The sequence below is a fragment of the Serratia sp. CMO1 genome (assembly GCF_015689115.1).
GTDB lineage: Bacteria > Pseudomonadota > Gammaproteobacteria > Enterobacterales > Enterobacteriaceae > Serratia > Serratia marcescens.
This window is the reverse complement of record NZ_CP065032.1, coordinates 1,985,338-2,002,119: the sequence shown is the minus strand read 5'-3', so window position 1 is coordinate 2,002,119 and position 16,782 is coordinate 1,985,338. Positions and strand designations below refer to the sequence as shown.

The following is a 16,782-nucleotide window of genomic DNA, read 5'->3' as shown; positions in this document are numbered from 1 at the left end:
GGCCCCGTGATAACGTTTCAGCCTCAGATCCCGCCTTCGCCCGGGCCCTGCGGCTGCGCCACCTGATGCAGCACGGTGATGTTCTGCAAAAGCGTGCCGCCGTCGATCGGTTTCATCTGGCCGTCGCGGTCTTTATAGTGCGTCGGCTTGGCGCCATGGAAGAACAGCCCGGCGTTGACCTGTACGCCCAAATAGCCTGCGCTGGCCGGCAGGCGCTGCACGTCGGTCCAGGGGTTGGAAACCGGCACATACTGGAAGCCTTCGCTCGTCTTGGCGTACAGCGGGCGCAGCAGCGTGACAAAGGCCATCATCGGCGACAGCGCTTCTTTAAAGATCTGCACCGGCCGATCGACCGTCATCAAGAAACCCTGCGGCTGTTCCTCAACCGTGTCGAGGCTCAGGCTGCTGCTGATATCGTCACCCCGGCCGCCATAGCTCCATTCAATGGCCGGCGCCCCACTCTCGTTCATCATCTCTGACATACACTGCTCCTTATAAAATGAATTCAACACGCCTGCTGCGTGCCGGAACAGTAAACCGCTGCGGGAGGACCCGCGTCCACGCCGGGCGGCACGCTGGCGAACCAAACAACGAGGCGCGCAAAATAAAGCTCGAAATGAACAGTTTCCCCACGTGATAGCGCAGCATTTGAACGGCCTTTGCTGTAGCGCAGAGGCATAGTGATGGCGTTGCCGCCACCGGAGAGTGTTATGACCGCGATTAAACCGGACGCCATCGACCGCGTTCTCCCCGCCGCCACGCCCTGGCTGGCCGTCATCAACGTGCTGTTCGCCGGCATCGCGGCGGCGCTGCATGTGGGTAAGGCCACTATCGCGTTGCCGGCGCTGCAGGCCGAGTTTGGCCGTTCACTGGAGACGCTAAGCTGGGTCATTTCGGCCTTTCCTTTCGTCGGGGTGTTCGGCGGCATCGCCGCCGGACTGCTGGTGCGCCGCTGGGGCGATCGGCGCCTGCTGGCGCTCGGGCTGCTGATCATCAGCGCCGCCAGCTTCGCCGGCGCCACGCTGCACGACTTCAGCGGGTTGATTGTCAGCCGCTTTGTCGAAGGCCTCGGCTTCGTGATCGTGGTGGTCGCCTCGCCGGCGGTGCTGAACCGCATCGTCGCCCCGGCGCAGCGCAACCTGGTGTTCGGCATCTGGAGCACCTTCATGCCGGCGGGCATCGCCATTTCACTGTTTTTCGGCCCCCATCTCGCCGGTTGGCAACAGAGTTGGCAGGCCGGTGCGGCGTTGACGCTGCTGGCCGCCCTGCTGCTGCCGTTGACCACGTCCCGCCGCGCCGCCGAGGCGCACGTTCCGCCGGCGCCGCTGCGGCAAGCGCTGGGCGCGATGCTGCGGGCGCGCCAGCCGCTGTTGCTGGCGCTGATGTTCACTGCTTACAACCTGCAGTTTTTCTCGGTGATGACCTTTTTGCCGATCTTTCTGATGCAGCGCATCGGCCTGTCGCTCGCGGCCGCCGGCGGCATCAGCGCGGCGGCGGTGGCGGCCAACATCATCGGCAACCTCGCCGCCGGCGTGCTGCTGTCGCGCGGGCTGCCCGCCAGAACGCTGCTCGCCGCCACCAGCCTGTTGATCGGGGTCTTCGGCGTCGGCATTTTCCTGCCGATGACGCCCAACGGCCTGCTGATCCCGCTGTGCTTCCTGTTCTGCGCCATCGCCGGCATGCTGCCCGCCACCATTCTGGCCGCCACGCCGGCGGCGACGCCGGAACCGACGCTGCTGCCGCTGAGCCTCGGGTTGGTGATGCAGGGAAACTACCTCGGCCAGGTGATCGGCCCGGTCGCGCTGAGCGCCATCGTGGCCGCGGCCGGCTGGGCGGCCCCGGCGTGGCTGGTGCTCGCGGCGGCGGTGTCAGGGGCGGGATTGGCGCTGATTTTTCGCCGCGGGCCACGCAATGCGGCGTAATGGCGCAATAAGCAATAATGAGAAAGGAGGTTCTATTTATTATTAGCGGTGCTGAATATTCCCTGGTGCGGGCGCGTGCTTATCGTGAAGGATAAGGCCAGTGATGATCCAGGCCCGACAATGACAAGGCGCCGGTCGCAACAAGATAAATCAGCAGACCGGCGAAAGCGATCAGCAATGCCTTTTCGATAACGGCAAGTCGTTTGTGTTCAGTCATTTGCATACTCCTTCGAGATATCGGGCGAACGGCCGCCCTCCTAAAAACTAGGAAAGCCTGGCGCAGGCGGCAAGTGCGGCTCACAAAATGAAACACAATCGATAAATTTATTTAATTATTTAGCCCTCTTTCTTTTCTCTCGCCGCCGCCTGTTCACCGTGCGGCGCCCGCCTTGCCCTTAATAACCCTATGGAATACGCCACTAAAAATCCCCTACCGGTTAAGCAAAGGTGATGATAGTGTTGTTTTCATTCAGTTCATCTATGCTGAAAATTCATCTTTTGAGGGACGACTATGATGTCTAAAGGCATTTCCAAAGGATTCTTTATTCTGATCCTGTTCATCGTTACCGCCGCCTTTCTCGACGTGCTGGGGCCTTATTACTCCTCGGTGCTGTGGGCGGTTATTCTGGCGGTGATTTTCCATCCGGTGAAAAAGAAGTTGAAGCAGTACGTCGGCGAACGCAACGGCGTGGTGTCGCTGCTGACGGTGGCGCTGATCTGCCTGATCGTGTTCACGCCGTTGGCGATCATCGCCTCGTCGCTGGCGATGGAATTCAACGTGATCTACACCAAGCTGCAGACCAACAACAGCCAATTGCCGACCATGCTGGCGGACTTTATGCGCCACCTGCCCGGCTGGGCGCAGCGCTTCCTGGCGGAGCATAACCTCAACAGCGCCGCCGAGATCCAAAAGCAGCTTTCCGAGGTGGCGCTCAAGGGCGGGCAATATCTGGCGGGCAGCGTGTTCCTGATCGGCAAGGGCACCTTCAACTTCGTCGTCGGTTTCGGCGTGATGCTCTACCTGCTGTTCTTCCTGCTGAAAGACGGCCCCTATCTGGTGAACCTGGCGCTCGAAGCGCTGCCGCTCTCCCAGCACGTGAAACACCATCTGTTCGTCAAGTTCGCCGCCGTTTCCCGCGCCACCGTCAAGGGCACGGTGGTGGTCGCCGTGGTGCAAGGCGCGCTCGGCGGGCTGGCGTTTTACTTTACCGGCATCGACGGCAGCCTGCTGTGGGGCGCGCTGATGGCGTTCCTGTCGATCATCCCGGCCGTGGGCTCCGCCATCATCTGGGTGCCGGCGGTGATCTACTTCTTCGCCACCGGCATGCTGTGGAAAGCCATTTTCCTGGTAGTGTTCTTCGTGGTGGTGATCGGCCTGGTGGACAACATCCTGCGCCCGCTGCTGGTGGGCAAAGACACCAAAATGCCGGACTACCTGATCCTGATCTCCACCCTGGGCGGCATGGAGATTTACGGCATCAACGGCTTCGTCATCGGCCCCTTGATCGCCGCGCTGTTCATCGCCTGCTGGAACATCCTGTCCGGCCGCGACAGCGAGGAGAACATCGAAGAGATCGACGAAGAGTTTATCGAGGAAGGCAAGAACCATCCCGACGCGGTGGAGTAAACCTCCCGCAGCGAATCACGCAGGGGCCCGTTTGGGCCCCTTTTTTTGTCTGTGGTATCCTTGCCAGGCTCACAAGGAAGAACGGGTTTCGTTATGCTTATTTTTTACGCCATGCTGGCCATCGCCTTCACCCTGCTGTGCCTGCTGGCCTTTATCTCTTGCGCTTACCAGCTTTCGAAGCACGGCGACGTCAAATTTTTGGCCTCGCTTTCGGTGCTGCTCTTCGCGCTGCTGGCCTTCTATGCCGCTTATGGCTACGTCAGCACCTGGCTGCAACAGCAGGCGGTCGATGTCCGGTTGTATTAGCGCAGCGGGATAAAAAAGACCTGCTCCGGATCGCCGTCATCGAGATTGTCAATCTGGCCGCTGGCGACAAATCCGGCGTTCAGCAGCAGCCGCTGCATCGGCAGGTTGGAACGATTGGTGGAAGTGAACAGCTTCGGGTTTCGGCAATGGGACTTCAATGCCGTAATCAACGCCTGCCCGACGCCCCGGCGGCGATAGCGCTCGCCGACCATCAGCATCTCGATAAAGCCGCAGCCGAAGAAATGATAGTGCAATACGCCATAGCCCATCACCACGTCCTGTTCCTTGGCAAGATAGCACTCCCCCTGCCCGCACCAGGCCCGGATCTGCGCCGCGCGCTGCGGTTCGTGTTCGGCGACGCTGTCGAGGGCGATCAGGGCTGCGACATCGCTGTCAGTGGCCTGGCGAACAAACATGTTTTAATCCTCATGCTGATGGATACGGCGACACCGCTTCAACGAAACGGCAACCGAAGCGGGATAACTTTTACATCCCCGCCGAATTTTGTAATCCTATTATAGAGTTACTAAAACACACGCCAAGGAAGGAAAGCTTTTCCCGATGAGAATACCGCAAATCTCCGCCGCCCTGCTGTTTACCCTGCTGCTGGCGGGCTGCCAGTTCCACAAGACCGTGTTCCCGCCGCCGTATATCGGCGCCCCGCAGGAGATCAGCACCTACGAAGTGAAAGGGCTGACGTTCGTCACCACCGTCACCTTCAGCGGCCTGTTCGCCGAAGATCTGGTGCGCGAATACGCACAGAAACATCACTATCGCTACTATGTGGTCACGATGCGCAGCAACGGTTTTAAAGATCGGAGCGAACGCGTGAGCGCGATGATGTATCGGTAAGAACCCGGCTCAGATTTGGCAAACCTGCATCAGGGCACAGTTTCAAACCCCCACTTCACTCGATGCCGTTGCAGGTATGCTCTGTTCTTTTCAGACAACCCGCTAATATTGGCGTCCAACGGGATCCTCAGCTCACATAGCAAACCGCTCATCGTCCGTGAATACAGCAAACGTCCGTCATCGGCAAAACTGATCATGCCACGATCGAACAGCTTGTCCAGATTGGGGATTAACGGCAAACCATTGTGCGGATCCACTTTTTCTTCTGGGGTCGCAATCGACCAGGCAACGATGTGAGAGGCAATGAGAATGGACGGCTCCGCAATCCCCGTGACGGCGCACCGGTTTCCCCACCGCTTAAACATTTTATCGCGATAGGGACCATGCCCAATCCGCGCCTGAATCACCCTTTCTTGCTCACCACCGACCTCTCTGGTGATTTCGACGGTATCCGCATGGAAGTTGATAGAGAGATTTTCCGAGAGAAAACCGGCGATCAACGCGGCTGCCGGCGCGGGGATCTCGCACATATAGTTTTCGGTGCATCCGCCTTTCTTATTAAAAACGCGCGGAAGGCAAGCCTGGTTGTGCATGCGTGTGAACGCTTGATTAAAAAGGGAAACATCAATAGGTAGTTCAAGACGCGTCAGTGCCAAATCGACTTGGGTACCCGCAATATGCGGCGGTCCCGCGACCCGATGCTCAGGCCGCGGTGCAGAGTAAGCATCGCGTACCGCTGTCGCCACGCCGATGATCTTCCTACCCTTGTGGCAAAAAATCAGGTCACCCTCTTTGACTTTTTTGACCGTTTCCCACCCGGCAGGTTTAAACATGTTCCCAGTCTTATTTATTCCATATTGCGGCGCCCACAGGAATTCGCCCTTAAAAACTTCCGCGACGCTGCCACCAATATTGACCCAGAAAAAACGCATGGCCACTCTTTTATAATCAGGATTTTTAAGGGTTATCGTCACCATTCATCAAGGGCTTTAGTGATTCTCACCAATTAACGCAGGATGACGGCAATAAAAAATCCCGGCCTTGACCGGGATAGCGTTGCACGGAAACAGCGTTGTTTATTCACTGCGGGCGAAATTCCAACGCGCTGCTTTTGACCGCTTCGTAAACCGCGGCCGTTGGCGGCTTAGGCAGACGCGCATTGGTGATTGCCTTGATCGCGGCCTGGCAAAGTTCCGGTTCCCCTTGCTCAGCCCGAATGCTGATCAGCATACCGTCCGGCGCCAGCTTGATGCTCAATGTGCAACGCTTGCCTGAGTAGGCTTCGGCATCTTTCAAATGGCTTTGAATCGCGGCCTGCAACTGGGCGATATAGTGTTCTTTCTCTTTTCCCGGCGCCGACGTCTTTGGGCCGCCAAGGTTGGTTGAAATATCGCCAACCTCTTTATTTACCGGATCGGTTTGGCTGGGGGCCGTGCTCTTGGCGCACCCCGTTAATGCCAGCGCGGTCATCGCCGCCAATACTGTGGCAACGCCGGTTTTATAGCCTGAATGCGTTATTTTCATATCCCTGTCCTTATGGATAATTATCAGTAGTGAAATCAGTTGACGCTGGGCCACGCAAAGAGCGCCGGCCAATACGTTATACAGGATCAATATACATCGCTAGTGACATTAAAACTTTCGCCAGGGGCTGTGCAGTCCGTCATTACAACAGCAGTGACGCACCGATTTTCGACAGAATAACGTATGAATAGACAGCGATGGCATACACGTTTTCGCTCATCCTTTGTAAGCACTGCACATAAATTTCAACACGGTCTTTTGGCTCACAATGCTGAGATAAACCGGATCGCTGGATGCCATGTTCACGAACACCCAGCTGGTAACGCCGTCAACGGTTCTGGCAAAGCTCAATGTATCAATGCCCTGAACGTCGTCCCGGTCGACAAAACGGAATACGGCGCTGTTAATGGTGACGGTTTGCGATGCGCCATTCATCATGGCCGTGATTTGGGTTCCTGCTTGCGTATTGCATTCCAAACGCACCAAGGGTGAAGGCGCTTGCGCGACTGGGTTTGATTCGGCGTACTTCGCTTTCGCCCTGGCCATTCGCTCATCGGTAGTTTGCGTGGTGCACCCGCCAATAAATAAAGACAAAATCAAAACAGAAATGGTTTTCTTGGTCATTTAAACTATCTTTTCACTGGATAACAATATTACTGATTGTAACAAAGAAGGCTCCCGAGAGCTCCTTTTCTACTCAAACGCCAAACACACTGATACACGCTTAACAATAGCGGCGCGATCATTGAACAGTTCGCTTCCCATGCCTTTAACAGCCAGATCAGCCGCTTCTAATCGATTGCCACAACAACGGTTTCTGCATACTTTCCCTTTTGGCGGCCAATTTCTTTGGTTCTGCCATACCGATCGCCGTTTTCTCGGCGTCAAGCAGCTATAATCCAAAAAGTGGAGTTTTTTGAAAACGATAAGGAGGGAGTATGTACAAAACTATTTTGGTTCCCGTGGATATTACCGAGCCGGAATTAACACAGCAGGTCATCCCGCATGTCAACGCGCTCGCCAGGCTCGAAGACTCCCACGTCCATTTCCTGGCGGTGATCCCGTCGCGCGCCACCTATGCCGCTTTCGGCTTTGCCGCCACGGCGGCGATAGAAACCAAAGACGAAATCATTGCGGTAGCAACCGAGGGGCTGGCAAAAGCGGCCAAAGAATTCAGCGTGCCTGAAGATAGAGTGACCACGCACGTTGCCGTCGGCGATCCCAAAGATCAAATCCTGGAGCTCGCCGATGCGCTCAACGCGGAGATTATCGTGATGGGTTCCAACCGCCCTTCTGCCATCACTTATCTCCTCGGCTCCAATGCCACCGCCGTCGTCCGTCACGCCAATTGCCCGGTGCTGGTCGTGCGTGAATCAGCTAACGCCGCGCAGTGAGCCTGTCCGACACCTCACTCATATTTGAACAGTAAAAAAACGGGAGCCCTAAGGCTCCCGTTCTCATTCTAACGCCAAACACCCTTACATGTGTTTAACGATGGCGTCGCCAAACTCTGAACATTTCAGCAGCTTAGCGCCTTCCATCAGGCGTTCGAAGTCGTAGGTCACGGTCTTGGCCGCGATGGCGCCTTCCATGCCTTTAACGATCAGGTCAGCCGCTTCGAACCATCCCATGTGACGCAGCATCATCTCTGCGGACAGGATGATGGAGCCTGGGTTCACTTTGTCCTGGCCGGCGTACTTCGGCGCGGTGCCGTGAGTCGCTTCGAACAGCGCGCAGTCGGAGCCGATGTTGGCGCCCGGCGCAATGCCGATGCCGCCTACCTGGGCCGCCAGGGCGTCGGAGATGTAGTCGCCGTTCAGGTTCATACAGGCGATCACGTCGTATTCCGCCGGGCGCAGCAGGATCTGCTGCAGGAAGGCGTCGGCGATCACGTCTTTAACCACGATCTCTTTGCCGGTGTTCGGGTTCTTGATCTTCAGCCATGGGCCGCCGTCGATCAGCTCGCCGCCGAACTCTTCGCGCGCCAGCTCATAGCCCCAATCCTTGAAGGCACCTTCGGTGAACTTCATGATGTTGCCTTTGTGAACCAGAGTCACGGAGTCGCGGTCGTTGGTGATGGCGTATTCGATCGCCGCGCGCACCAGACGCTTGGTCCCTTCTTCGGAGCATGGCTTCACGCCGATACCGCACTGCTCTGGGAAGCGGATTTTCTTCACGCCCATTTCGTCGCGCAGGAATTTGATCACTTTGTCCGCTTCGGCGGAGCCGGCTTTCCACTCGATACCGGCGTAGATGTCTTCGGCGTTTTCGCGGAAGATCACCATGTCGGTCAGCTCAGGCTGTTTCACCGGGCTTGGGGTGCCCTGGTAGTAACGCACCGGGCGCAGGCACACGTACAGGTCCAGCTGCTGGCGCAGGGCCACGTTCAGAGAACGGATGCCGCCGCCGACCGGGGTGGTCAGGGGGCCTTTGATGGCGACGCGGTAGTCGCGGATCAGGTCCAGAGTTTCGTCCGGCAGCCACACGTCTTTACCGTAAACGTGGGTAGATTTTTCGCCGGTGTAGATTTCCATCCAGGAGATTTTACGTTCGCCGTGGTAAGCCTTTTTAACGGCCGCATCAACCACGTGGATCATGGCAGGAGTCACGTCAACGCCGATGCCGTCGCCTTCGATGAACGGGATGATCGGGTTATGAGGAACAACCAGTTTACCCTGGGCGTCAACCGTGATTTTTTTACCTTCTGCCGGAACAACTACTTTGCTTTCCATCAACCTCTCCTTCAAGCGCAATTTTGTTAATGCTTTGTAAGATGCGTGTAGATACTACTTGAATATTCGGTCCGCGCCAATCCGAAACGGATTCGGTTATAATGCGCTTATCATCCGTAATCTCAACCGTTATGAAAAAATTCTCTGTTAGAAATCACAACGTTAAACGATTCAGCAAGCCGAATGCCGCCAAACCCGCCGCGCCGAAGGGGCCGCGCCGCATTGTGTTATTCAACAAGCCCTTCGACGTGCTACCGCAGTTCACCGACGAAGCCGGCCGCGCCACGCTGAAAGAATACATCCCCTTCCCCGACGTTTACGCCGCCGGGCGCCTGGATCGCGACAGCGAAGGGCTGCTGGTGCTGACCAACGACGGCCAGCTGCAGGCGCAGCTCACCCAGCCGGGCAAGCGCACCGGCAAAATCTATTATGTGCAGGTCGAGGGCGCGCCGCAGGAGAGCGATCTGGCGCCGCTGCGCAGCGGCGTCACGCTGAAAGACGGCCCGACGCTGCCCGCCGGTGTTGAGTTGGTGGCCGAGCCGCAGTGGCTGTGGCCGCGCAACCCGCCGATCCGCGAGCGTAAATCCATCCCCACCAGTTGGCTGAAAATCACCCTGTATGAAGGGCGAAACCGCCAGGTGCGTCGCATGACGGCGCATATCGGGTTCCCTACCCTGCGCCTGATTCGCTACAGTATGGGTAATCTTTCGCTGGGTTCACTGCAGCCCGGTGAATGGAAAACCATCGATTCCCTGTAGACCGATAACTGATGGAGGCGCCATGAAATCTACTCCGATCGCGCTGCTGCTCGCCGCTCTGGCGGCCCCGTTCGCCGCCCCGGCCGCCAGCTTCGACTGCGCCAAGGCGGCAGGCAGCGATGAACGCACCATCTGCGCCAACCGCACGCTGAACGATCTGGACGTGCAAATGGCCACCAAGTACCAATTCCTGCGCGGCCTGTTCGCCATGGGCGCGCGCGGCGCGATGCAGGACAGCCAGCAGGCCTGGCTGGCCAAACGCCAGCGGTGCGGCGGCGACACCGCCTGCCTGCTGCAAAGTTACCGCACCCGCATCGCCGAGCTGGACGACATCTACCGGCGCATCGACAAACCGCTGTAAGGAGACCGCATGTTCAAACCGCACGTCACCGTAGCCTGCGTGGTGCACGCCGCCGGCAAATTTTTGGTCGTCGAAGAGACCATCAACGGCAAAGCGCTGTGGAATCAGCCGGCCGGCCACCTGGAGGCCGACGAGACGCTGGTGCAGGCCGCCGAGCGCGAGCTGTGGGAAGAGACCGGCATCCGCGCCACGCCGCAGGCGTTCCTGCGCCTGCACCAGTGGATCGCGCCGGATCGCACGCCGTTCCTGCGTTTCTGCTTCGTCATCGAGCTGGAACAGCCGCTGCCGACCGAGCCGCATGACAGCGACATCGATCGCTGCCTGTGGTTGAGCGCCGACGAGATTTTGCAGGCGCCCAACCTGCGTTCCGCGCTGGTGGCCGAGAGCATTCGCAGCTATCAGCAGCCGGAGCGTTACCCGCTGTCGCTAGTCGGCAGCTTCGCCTGGCCACATTGAGGGCGCCGGGCAGCACAAGATGAACAGTGCGCCGGCGCGGGCAACGTGGTAAAATCCTGCGCTTGTTTTTATCAGCACGGTTCGTGTTCAAGTTCGTGAGATCCCCATGTCAGACAACAGCCAGAAAAAAGTAATCGTCGGTATGTCCGGCGGCGTCGACTCTTCCGTTACCGCCTATCTGTTACAGCAACAGGGCTATCAGGTCGCTGGGCTGTTCATGAAAAACTGGGAAGAAGACGACGACGAAGAGTACTGCTCCGCCGCGACCGATCTGGCCGACGCGCAAGCGGTCTGCGACAAGCTGGGCATCGAACTGCACACGGTGAACTTTGCGGCGGAATACTGGGACAACGTGTTTGAGCTGTTCCTGGAAGAGTACAAGGCCGGCCGCACGCCGAACCCGGACATCCTGTGCAACAAAGAGATCAAATTCAAAGCCTTCCTGGAGTTCGCCGCCGAAGATCTGGGGGCCGATTTCATCGCCACCGGCCACTACGTGCGCCGCCAGGACGTGGACGGCAAAAGCCGCCTGCTGCGCGGCGTCGACGGCAACAAAGATCAGAGCTACTTCCTCTACACCCTGAGCCACGAGCAGGTGGCGCAGAGCCTGTTCCCGGTCGGGGAGCTGGAGAAGCCGGAGGTGCGCCGCATCGCCGAGCAACTGGAGCTGGTCACCGCCAAGAAGAAAGACTCCACCGGCATCTGCTTCATCGGCGAACGCAAGTTCCGCGACTTCCTCGGCCGCTACCTGCCGGCGCAGCCGGGCCCGATCGTCAGCGTCGACGGCCAGACCGTCGGCGAACACCAGGGTCTGATGTATCACACCCTGGGCCAGCGCAAAGGGCTGGGCATCGGCGGCCTGAAAGACAGCAGCGAAGATCCGTGGTACGTGGTGGATAAAGACGTGGCCAACAACGTGCTGGTGGTTGCGCAGGGGCACGATCACCCGCGTCTGATGTCCGTCGGCCTGATCGCGCAGCAGCTGCACTGGGTGGATCGTCTGCCGCTGACCGGCCCGTTCCGCTGTACGGTGAAGACCCGCTATCGCCAGCAGGACATCCCTTGCACCGTGACCCCGCTCGACGACGAACGCATCGAAGTGCGTTTCGACGAGCCGGTCTCCGCCGTCACCCCCGGTCAGTCGGCGGTGTTCTACCAGGGCGAAATCTGCCTCGGCGGCGGCATCATCGAACAGCGCCTGGCGTAATTCGCCTGCCGCCCAAGAAAAACGCTGCGTTTACCGCAGCGTTTTTTTATTCAAAATTCCACCTGCGCGCCCAGCTCGATCACCCGATTCGGCGGGATTTCGAACAGATCCGGCGCCCGCAGCGCGTTGCGCTGCAATAGCTGGAACACCTTGCCGCGCACGCGCAGATACCAGGGCCGCTTGCCCAGCACCAGCGTATCGCGCGACATGAAGAACGAGGTCTCGTTCATGGTGAAGCTCATCCCCTCCAGCCCGCAGCGATAAAGGATATCCGTCACGTTGGGCGTCTCGCGCCAGCCGTAGCTCGCCACCACCCGCCAAAAGCTCGCCGACAGCTGTTCGATCGCCACCCGCTGCACATTGTGCACGTACGGCATGTCGGTGGTGACGATGGTCAGCAGCACCACGCGCTCGTGCAGCACCTTGTTGTGCTTCAGGTTATGCAACAGCACCAGCGGCACCGCATGCGGCGTGCGCTCCATAAACACCGCGGTGCCCGGCACCCGCTTCGGCGGCGCCTTCTCCAGCGATTCGATCAGCGCGCTCAGCCCTTCCTGGTTGTCGCGCAACCGGCGGATCAGGCGCGAACGCTCGGTCTTCCAGGTCAGCATGATCAGCAGAATCGTCAGCCCAAGCGCCACCGGCAGCCAGCCGCCGGTCGCCAGCTTGATCAGGTTGGCGCCGAACAGCGGCACGTCGATGCACAGCATGACCAGCAGCATCAACCCGCCCAGCGCGCGCGGCCAGCCCCAGTTTTTCACCGCCACGATGCTCAGCAAAATCGACGACAGCAGCATGGTGCCGGTCACCACGATGCCGTAAGCCGACGCCAGGTTGCTGGAGTGTTTGAAACTGATAATCACGATCAGCACCGCCGCGAACAGCAGCCAGTTCACCACCGGAATGTAGATCTGCCCGGACTCCTGATCGGAGGTATAGATGATGCGCATCGGCGGCAGGTAACCCAGCCGCACCGCCTGCCGCGTCAGCGAGAACACGCCGGAGATCACCGCCTGCGAGGCGATCACCGTCGCCAGCGTGGCGATCACCAGCAGCGGGATCAGCGCCCAGGTCGGCGCCAGCAGGAAGAACGGGTTGTTGATCGCCGCCGGATTGGCCAGCAGCAGCGCCCCCTGGCCGAAGTAATTCAACACCAGCGCCGGCGCCACCAGCGTAAACCACGCCAGACGGATCGGCTTTTTACCGAAGTGGCCCATATCGGCGTACAACGCTTCTGCGCCGGTGACCGACAGCACCACCATGCCCAGCGCAAAGAATGACACCGCCTTGTATTCGAGGAAGAAATTCACCGCCCAGTAAGGGTTCAGCGCCCGCAGCACGCCGGGGTGATGCAGAATGCCGCCGATGCCCAGCAGCGCCAGCGTCAGGAACCAGATAACCATCGCCGGGGCAAACAGTTTGCCGACGCTGCCGGTGCCGCGTTTTTGGATCGCGAACAACGCGGTCAGCACCAGCAGCGACAGCGGCACGATAAAGCTGTCCAGCTCGGGGGCGATAATCTGCAGCCCCTCGATGGCCGAGAGCACCGAAATGGCCGGGGTGATCACCCCGTCGCCGTAAAAGAAGCTGCCGCCCACCAGCCCGATCAGCACCGCCGCCGGCACCCAGCGCGCATCCAGCTTGCGGATCGCCAGCGACATCAGCGTCAGAATGCCTCCCTCGCCGTCGTTGTCGGCGCGCATCACAAAACAAATGTATTTAATGGACACCACCAGCGTCAGCAGCCAGAAAATCAGCGACAAAAAGCCGTAAATCGAGGCCGGCGTCAGGGTGATGCCCTCCTCCGCCGTCAGGCATTCGCGCAGGGTATATAGCGGGCTGGTGCCGATATCGCCGTACACCACGCCGATGGCCGCCAGCGTCACCGCCGGCAGCGGCTGCTTGTTTTTTACGTGCATATAAAGGTCTTTATTTAAGGGTTCACGTTGGCAGTATAGATGCAGCCGCCGCACTTTATTTGCCGCCGCAACAATAAGTTCGCGCCGCCGCGCTGGCGATTTTCGCCGCCTTATTGCGCAGTTCTGCGCCGCACGGCGCCTCCGCCTCGTCACAGACGTATTAGACGCTGGGTTTACCCTCGATTTTGTGGCATGATCCGCGGCATTCGTTGTCATCGTTGTTACAGCCACGCCCGAGCGTTACCGTTCGCGGCCGCCGCCGTTGCCCCTGCGATACACACAACCTTATGCAGTAAGCCATGTACCGTTCACCGCGTTTACAGGAGTCATCGTGGCGAAGAATTATTATGACATCACGCTGGCCATGGCGGGCATCAGCCAGTCGGCGCGTTTGGTTCAGCAGTTGGCCCATGAAGGGCAATGCGACCGCGAAGCGTTTCAGACCTCGCTGAAAAGCCTGCTGCAAATGGATCCGCCCTCCACGCTGGCGGTGTTCGGCGGCGAAGAACGCAATTTGATGGTCGGCCTCGAAACCCTGATGGGCGTGCTGAATGCCAACAACAAAGGGCCGGGCGCGGAACTGACCCGCTACACCATCAGCCTGATGGTGCTGGAGCGCAAGCTCAACGCCAACAAACAGGCGATGAACACGCTCGGCGAACGCCTCGGCCAGCTTGAGCGCCAGTTGGCGCACTTCGATCTTGAGTCAGACACCATCATCAGCGCGCTGGCCGGCATTTACGTCGACGTGGTCAGCCCGCTCGGGCCGCGCATTCAGGTGACCGGCTCGCCGGCGATCTTGCAGAATCCGCAGGTGCAGGCCAAGGTGCGCGCCACGCTGCTGGCCGGCATTCGCGCCGCCGTGCTGTGGCAACAGGTCGGCGGCAGCCGCCTGCAGTTAATGTTTTCCCGTAATCGTCTGTTCAAGCAGGCGCAAAATATCGTTGCTCATTGTTAATCGATCCCAGGAGTTGCTACCGATGGAATTATCCTCACTGACCGCCCTTTCCCCCGTTGATGGACGCTACGGTGATAAAGTCAGCGCACTGCGCCCCATTTTCAGCGAATACGGTCTGCTGAAATTCCGCGTACAGGTTGAAGTACGTTGGCTGCAAAAACTGGCCGCCTGCGCAGAAATCAAGGAAGTTCCCGCTTTTGACGCCGACGCAAACGCTTTCCTCGACAAAATCGTCGCGGAATTCAATGAAGAAGACGCGCAGCGCATCAAAACCATCGAACGCACCACCAACCACGACGTGAAAGCGGTCGAGTATTTCCTGAAGGAAAAAGTGGCGGCGGTGCCTGCGCTGCACGCGGTGTCCGAGTTCATCCACTTCGCCTGCACCTCCGAAGACATCAACAACCTGTCGCATGCGCTGATGCTGCAAAGCGCCCGTCAGGACGTGGTGTTGCCTTACTGGCGCAAGATCATCGCCGCGCTGAAAGGGCTGGCGCAGGAATACCGCGATATCCCGCTGCTGTCGCGCACCCACGGCCAGCCGGCAACCCCGTCGACCGTCGGCAAAGAGTTCGCCAACGTGGCTTACCGCATGGAGCGCCAGTACCGCCAGCTGGAGCGCGTGGAGATCATGGGTAAAATCAACGGCGCGGTCGGCAACTACAATGCCCACATCGTCGCTTACCCGGAAGTGGACTGGCATCAGTTCAGCGAAGCGTTTGTGACCTCGCTCGGCATCACCTGGAACCCGTACACCACGCAGATCGAACCACATGACTACATCGCCGAACTGTTCGACTGCGTAGCGCGTTTCAACACCATTCTGATCGACTTCGACCGCGACATCTGGGGCTACATCGCCCTGAACCACTTCAAGCAGAAGACCATCGCCGGCGAAATCGGCTCTTCCACCATGCCGCACAAGGTCAACCCGATCGACTTCGAAAACTCCGAAGGCAACCTGGGCCTGGCCAACGCCGTGCTGGGCCACCTGGCGGGTAAACTGCCGGTTTCCCGCTGGCAGCGCGATCTGACCGACTCCACCGTGCTGCGTAACCTGGGCGTGGGCCTGGGCTATGCGCTGATCGCCTATCAGGCCACCCTGAAGGGCATCAGCAAGCTGGAAGTCAACCAGGCGCACCTGTTGGACGAACTGGATCACAACTGGGAAGTGCTGGCCGAGCCGATCCAGACCGTGATGCGCCGCTACGGCATCGAGAAGCCTTACGAGAAGTTGAAAGAACTGACCCGCGGCAAGCGCGTGGACGCCGCCGGCATGCAGGCGTTCATCGATGGCCTGGCGCTGCCGGAAGAAGAGAAAACCCGTCTGAAGGCGATGACCCCGGCCAACTACATCGGCCGCGCCACTACCCTGGTCGACGAGCTGAAGTAAACGCGTTAGACCCACAACGACAAGGCGGCCCGCGGGCCGCCTTGTTGCTTATTATTCGCCGCGCAACACCTGCAGCCGGGCAATCTGCCGCCCCTGCGCATCGAAGTTGTCCGCACTCAGCCAACGCTCAAACGCCTGCCGCACCGCAGGCCAACGGTCAGCGGTGATGGCGAACCAGTCGGTATCGCGGCTGCGCCCTTTAACGATCACCGCAAAGCGGAAGTTGCCCTCGTAACGGAAGCCAAAGCGCAGCGCGGCCTGGCGCGATGGCGCGTTATGGCTGTCGCACTTCCACTCACAGCGGCGATAGCCCAGCGTGTCGAAGGCGTAACGCAGCAGCAGCGCGATGGCCTCGGTGGCGCTGGAACGCTGTTTCATCAACGGTGACCAGCTGACGTGGCCGATCTCCAGCACGCCGTTGGCCTCGTCGATGCGCATCAGCGCCACCGTCCCCACCGGCGCGTCGCTGGCGGCATCGAACACCGTCAGATTGACCAGCGTCGGGTTGGCCTGCAGCGTCTCCAGATGCAGCAGCATCGCCGCCGGCGTGTCGGGCCGTTCGATAGACAGATAGGTCCAGTCGCGGCCGTCCGGCGCCAGCTGGAAAGCGTCGTACAGCGCGGCGTAATCCCGCTGCGGCTCGAGCGGCGCCAGCGAGCAGAAACGCCCGCCGAGCGTTGCGCCGCCCGGGCGACGAGCCGGCTGCCAATCCGGCATCGGTTCGCCAATCGGCTGACCATAACGATTCATTGCCATACGCGCCTCCT

The 16,782-nt window shown here is 59.4% G+C and carries 20 protein-coding genes; 11 read left to right on the top strand and 9 right to left on the bottom strand.

Annotated elements, in window-relative coordinates; translation table 11 throughout:
* Positions 1-23: 23 nt before the first annotated feature.
* Positions 24-482 (bottom strand): hypothetical protein, encoded by a 459-nt coding sequence (locus IT763_RS09585; protein ID WP_079449331.1) that lies wholly within the window; start codon positions 480-482, stop codon positions 24-26.
* 228 nt (positions 483-710) lie between these two features.
* Between IT763_RS09585 and IT763_RS09580 the strand changes: the two genes are divergently transcribed.
* Positions 711-1,922, top strand: coding sequence for a CynX/NimT family MFS transporter (locus IT763_RS09580; RefSeq protein ID WP_176063334.1), 1,212 nt, complete (start codon positions 711-713; stop codon positions 1,920-1,922).
* 79 nt (positions 1,923-2,001) lie between these two features.
* Here the strand turns inward: IT763_RS09580 and IT763_RS09575 are convergent, their stop codons facing one another.
* Positions 2,002-2,139 (bottom strand): hypothetical protein, encoded by a 138-nt coding sequence (locus IT763_RS09575; RefSeq protein WP_016928056.1) that lies wholly within the window; start codon positions 2,137-2,139, stop codon positions 2,002-2,004.
* Positions 2,140-2,433: 294 nt separating this feature from the next.
* On the opposite strand from IT763_RS09575, the gene IT763_RS09570 reads away from it, so the two are divergent.
* Positions 2,434-3,549: an AI-2E family transporter gene (locus tag IT763_RS09570; RefSeq protein WP_033640590.1), complete on the top strand. Its 1,116-nt coding sequence runs from the start codon at positions 2,434-2,436 to the stop codon at positions 3,547-3,549.
* Positions 3,550-3,642: 93 nt separating this feature from the next.
* Positions 3,643-3,855: a hypothetical protein gene (locus IT763_RS09565; RefSeq protein WP_176063336.1), complete on the top strand. Its 213-nt coding sequence runs from the start codon at positions 3,643-3,645 to the stop codon at positions 3,853-3,855.
* Here IT763_RS09565 and IT763_RS09560 read toward each other — a convergent pair.
* Complete coding sequence (locus tag IT763_RS09560) at positions 3,852-4,271, bottom strand: GNAT family N-acetyltransferase (protein ID WP_016928058.1); 420 nt, start codon at positions 4,269-4,271, stop codon at positions 3,852-3,854. The two genes, IT763_RS09565 and IT763_RS09560, sit on opposite strands and share 4 nt — an antisense overlap.
* 145 nt (positions 4,272-4,416) lie before the next feature.
* Between IT763_RS09560 and IT763_RS09555 the strand changes: the two genes are divergently transcribed.
* A complete protein-coding gene (locus IT763_RS09555; RefSeq protein ID WP_016928059.1) occupies positions 4,417-4,707 on the top strand; it encodes a hypothetical protein in 291 nt (96 codons plus the stop codon).
* Positions 4,708-4,736: 29 nt separating this feature from the next.
* Here IT763_RS09555 and IT763_RS09550 read toward each other — a convergent pair whose 3' ends face one another.
* The 3 genes from IT763_RS09550 to IT763_RS09540 form a co-directional block, all read right to left on the bottom strand.
* Positions 4,737-5,684 (bottom strand): HNH endonuclease, encoded by a 948-nt coding sequence (locus IT763_RS09550; RefSeq protein WP_241005497.1) that lies wholly within the window; start codon positions 5,682-5,684, stop codon positions 4,737-4,739.
* Positions 5,685-5,787: 103 nt separating this feature from the next.
* Positions 5,788-6,321 (bottom strand): cell envelope integrity protein TolA, encoded by a 534-nt coding sequence (gene tolA, locus IT763_RS09545; RefSeq protein WP_232036927.1) that lies wholly within the window; start codon positions 6,319-6,321, stop codon positions 5,788-5,790.
* A 126-nt stretch (positions 6,322-6,447) separates the two neighbouring features.
* Positions 6,448-6,855: a hypothetical protein gene (locus tag IT763_RS09540; protein WP_060445305.1), complete on the bottom strand. Its 408-nt coding sequence runs from the start codon at positions 6,853-6,855 to the stop codon at positions 6,448-6,450.
* A 314-nt stretch (positions 6,856-7,169) separates the two neighbouring features.
* Between IT763_RS09540 and uspF the strand changes: the two genes are divergently transcribed.
* The gene (uspF, locus tag IT763_RS09535) at positions 7,170-7,625 is read left to right on the top strand and encodes a universal stress protein UspF (protein ID WP_016928063.1); all 456 of its coding nucleotides are present in this window, start codon (positions 7,170-7,172) and stop codon (positions 7,623-7,625) included.
* 84 nt (positions 7,626-7,709) lie between these two features.
* Here the strand turns inward: uspF and icd are convergent, their stop codons facing one another.
* The gene (gene icd, locus IT763_RS09530) at positions 7,710-8,963 is read right to left on the bottom strand and encodes an NADP-dependent isocitrate dehydrogenase (protein WP_015377612.1); all 1,254 of its coding nucleotides are present in this window, start codon (positions 8,961-8,963) and stop codon (positions 7,710-7,712) included.
* 131 nt (positions 8,964-9,094) lie between these two features.
* Between icd and rluE the strand changes: the two genes are divergently transcribed.
* The 4 genes from rluE to mnmA all read left to right on the top strand — a co-directional run bounded on the left by rluE (position 9,095) and on the right by mnmA (position 11,745).
* Positions 9,095-9,721 (top strand): 23S rRNA pseudouridine(2457) synthase RluE, encoded by a 627-nt coding sequence (gene rluE, locus IT763_RS09525; protein WP_016928064.1) that lies wholly within the window; start codon positions 9,095-9,097, stop codon positions 9,719-9,721.
* Positions 9,722-9,743: 22 nt separating this feature from the next.
* On the top strand, positions 9,744-10,082 hold the full coding sequence (locus tag IT763_RS09520) for a lysozyme inhibitor LprI family protein (RefSeq protein ID WP_033640599.1): 339 nt from the start codon (positions 9,744-9,746) through the stop codon (positions 10,080-10,082).
* Between the two features lie 9 nt (positions 10,083-10,091).
* Entirely contained in the window at positions 10,092-10,538 is a 447-nt protein-coding gene (locus IT763_RS09515; RefSeq protein WP_015377609.1) for an NUDIX hydrolase, read from the top strand.
* A gap of 106 nt (positions 10,539-10,644) precedes the next feature.
* Entirely contained in the window at positions 10,645-11,745 is a 1,101-nt protein-coding gene (gene mnmA, locus IT763_RS09510) for a tRNA 2-thiouridine(34) synthase MnmA (RefSeq protein WP_016928066.1), read from the top strand.
* Positions 11,746-11,795: 50 nt separating this feature from the next.
* Here the strand turns inward: mnmA and kup are convergent, their stop codons facing one another.
* A complete protein-coding gene (gene kup, locus IT763_RS09505; RefSeq protein WP_016928067.1) occupies positions 11,796-13,664 on the bottom strand; it encodes a low affinity potassium transporter Kup in 1,869 nt (622 codons plus the stop codon).
* 331 nt (positions 13,665-13,995) lie between these two features.
* Here kup and hflD point away from each other — a divergent pair, with 331 nt between their 5' ends.
* Positions 13,996-14,622 carry a high frequency lysogenization protein HflD gene (hflD, locus tag IT763_RS09500; protein ID WP_016928068.1) on the top strand — a complete coding sequence of 209 codons (627 nt, stop codon included), beginning with the start codon at positions 13,996-13,998 and terminating at the stop codon, positions 14,620-14,622.
* Positions 14,623-14,644: 22 nt separating this feature from the next.
* Positions 14,645-16,015, top strand: a complete 1,371-nt coding sequence (purB, locus tag IT763_RS09495) for an adenylosuccinate lyase (RefSeq protein ID WP_206195367.1) — start codon at positions 14,645-14,647, stop codon at positions 16,013-16,015.
* 51 nt (positions 16,016-16,066) lie between these two features.
* Here purB and IT763_RS09490 read toward each other — a convergent pair whose 3' ends face one another.
* Positions 16,067-16,771, bottom strand: a complete 705-nt coding sequence (locus IT763_RS09490; RefSeq protein ID WP_028128046.1) for a GNAT family N-acetyltransferase — start codon at positions 16,769-16,771, stop codon at positions 16,067-16,069.
* Positions 16,772-16,782: the final 11 nt, after the last annotated feature.

Bases quoted from the DNA above. Each gene is read 5' to 3' on its own strand.
- IT763_RS09585 (WP_079449331.1), bottom strand. From the start codon at position 482: ATGTCAGAGATGATGAACGAGAGTGGGGCGCCGGCCATTGAATGGAGC.
- IT763_RS09580 (WP_176063334.1), top strand. From the start codon at position 711: ATGACCGCGATTAAACCGGACGCCATCGACCGCGTTCTCCCCGCCGCC.
- IT763_RS09575 (WP_016928056.1), bottom strand. From the start codon at position 2,139: ATGACTGAACACAAACGACTTGCCGTTATCGAAAAGGCATTGCTGATC.
- IT763_RS09570 (WP_033640590.1), top strand. From the start codon at position 2,434: ATGATGTCTAAAGGCATTTCCAAAGGATTCTTTATTCTGATCCTGTTC.
- IT763_RS09565 (WP_176063336.1), top strand. From the start codon at position 3,643: ATGCTTATTTTTTACGCCATGCTGGCCATCGCCTTCACCCTGCTGTGC.
- IT763_RS09560 (WP_016928058.1), bottom strand. From the start codon at position 4,271: ATGTTTGTTCGCCAGGCCACTGACAGCGATGTCGCAGCCCTGATCGCC.
- IT763_RS09555 (WP_016928059.1), top strand. From the start codon at position 4,417: ATGAGAATACCGCAAATCTCCGCCGCCCTGCTGTTTACCCTGCTGCTG.
- IT763_RS09550 (WP_241005497.1), bottom strand. From the start codon at position 5,684: ATGGTGACGATAACCCTTAAAAATCCTGATTATAAAAGAGTGGCCATG.
- IT763_RS09540 (WP_060445305.1), bottom strand. From the start codon at position 6,855: ATGACCAAGAAAACCATTTCTGTTTTGATTTTGTCTTTATTTATTGGC.
- uspF (WP_016928063.1), top strand. From the start codon at position 7,170: ATGTACAAAACTATTTTGGTTCCCGTGGATATTACCGAGCCGGAATTA.
- icd (WP_015377612.1), bottom strand. From the start codon at position 8,963: ATGGAAAGCAAAGTAGTTGTTCCGGCAGAAGGTAAAAAAATCACGGTT.
- rluE (WP_016928064.1), top strand. From the start codon at position 9,095: ATGAAAAAATTCTCTGTTAGAAATCACAACGTTAAACGATTCAGCAAG.
- IT763_RS09520 (WP_033640599.1), top strand. From the start codon at position 9,744: ATGAAATCTACTCCGATCGCGCTGCTGCTCGCCGCTCTGGCGGCCCCG.
- IT763_RS09515 (WP_015377609.1), top strand. From the start codon at position 10,092: ATGTTCAAACCGCACGTCACCGTAGCCTGCGTGGTGCACGCCGCCGGC.
- mnmA (WP_016928066.1), top strand. From the start codon at position 10,645: ATGTCAGACAACAGCCAGAAAAAAGTAATCGTCGGTATGTCCGGCGGC.
- kup (WP_016928067.1), bottom strand. From the start codon at position 13,664: ATGCACGTAAAAAACAAGCAGCCGCTGCCGGCGGTGACGCTGGCGGCC.
- purB (WP_206195367.1), top strand. From the start codon at position 14,645: ATGGAATTATCCTCACTGACCGCCCTTTCCCCCGTTGATGGACGCTAC.
- IT763_RS09490 (WP_028128046.1), bottom strand. From the start codon at position 16,771: ATGGCAATGAATCGTTATGGTCAGCCGATTGGCGAACCGATGCCGGAT.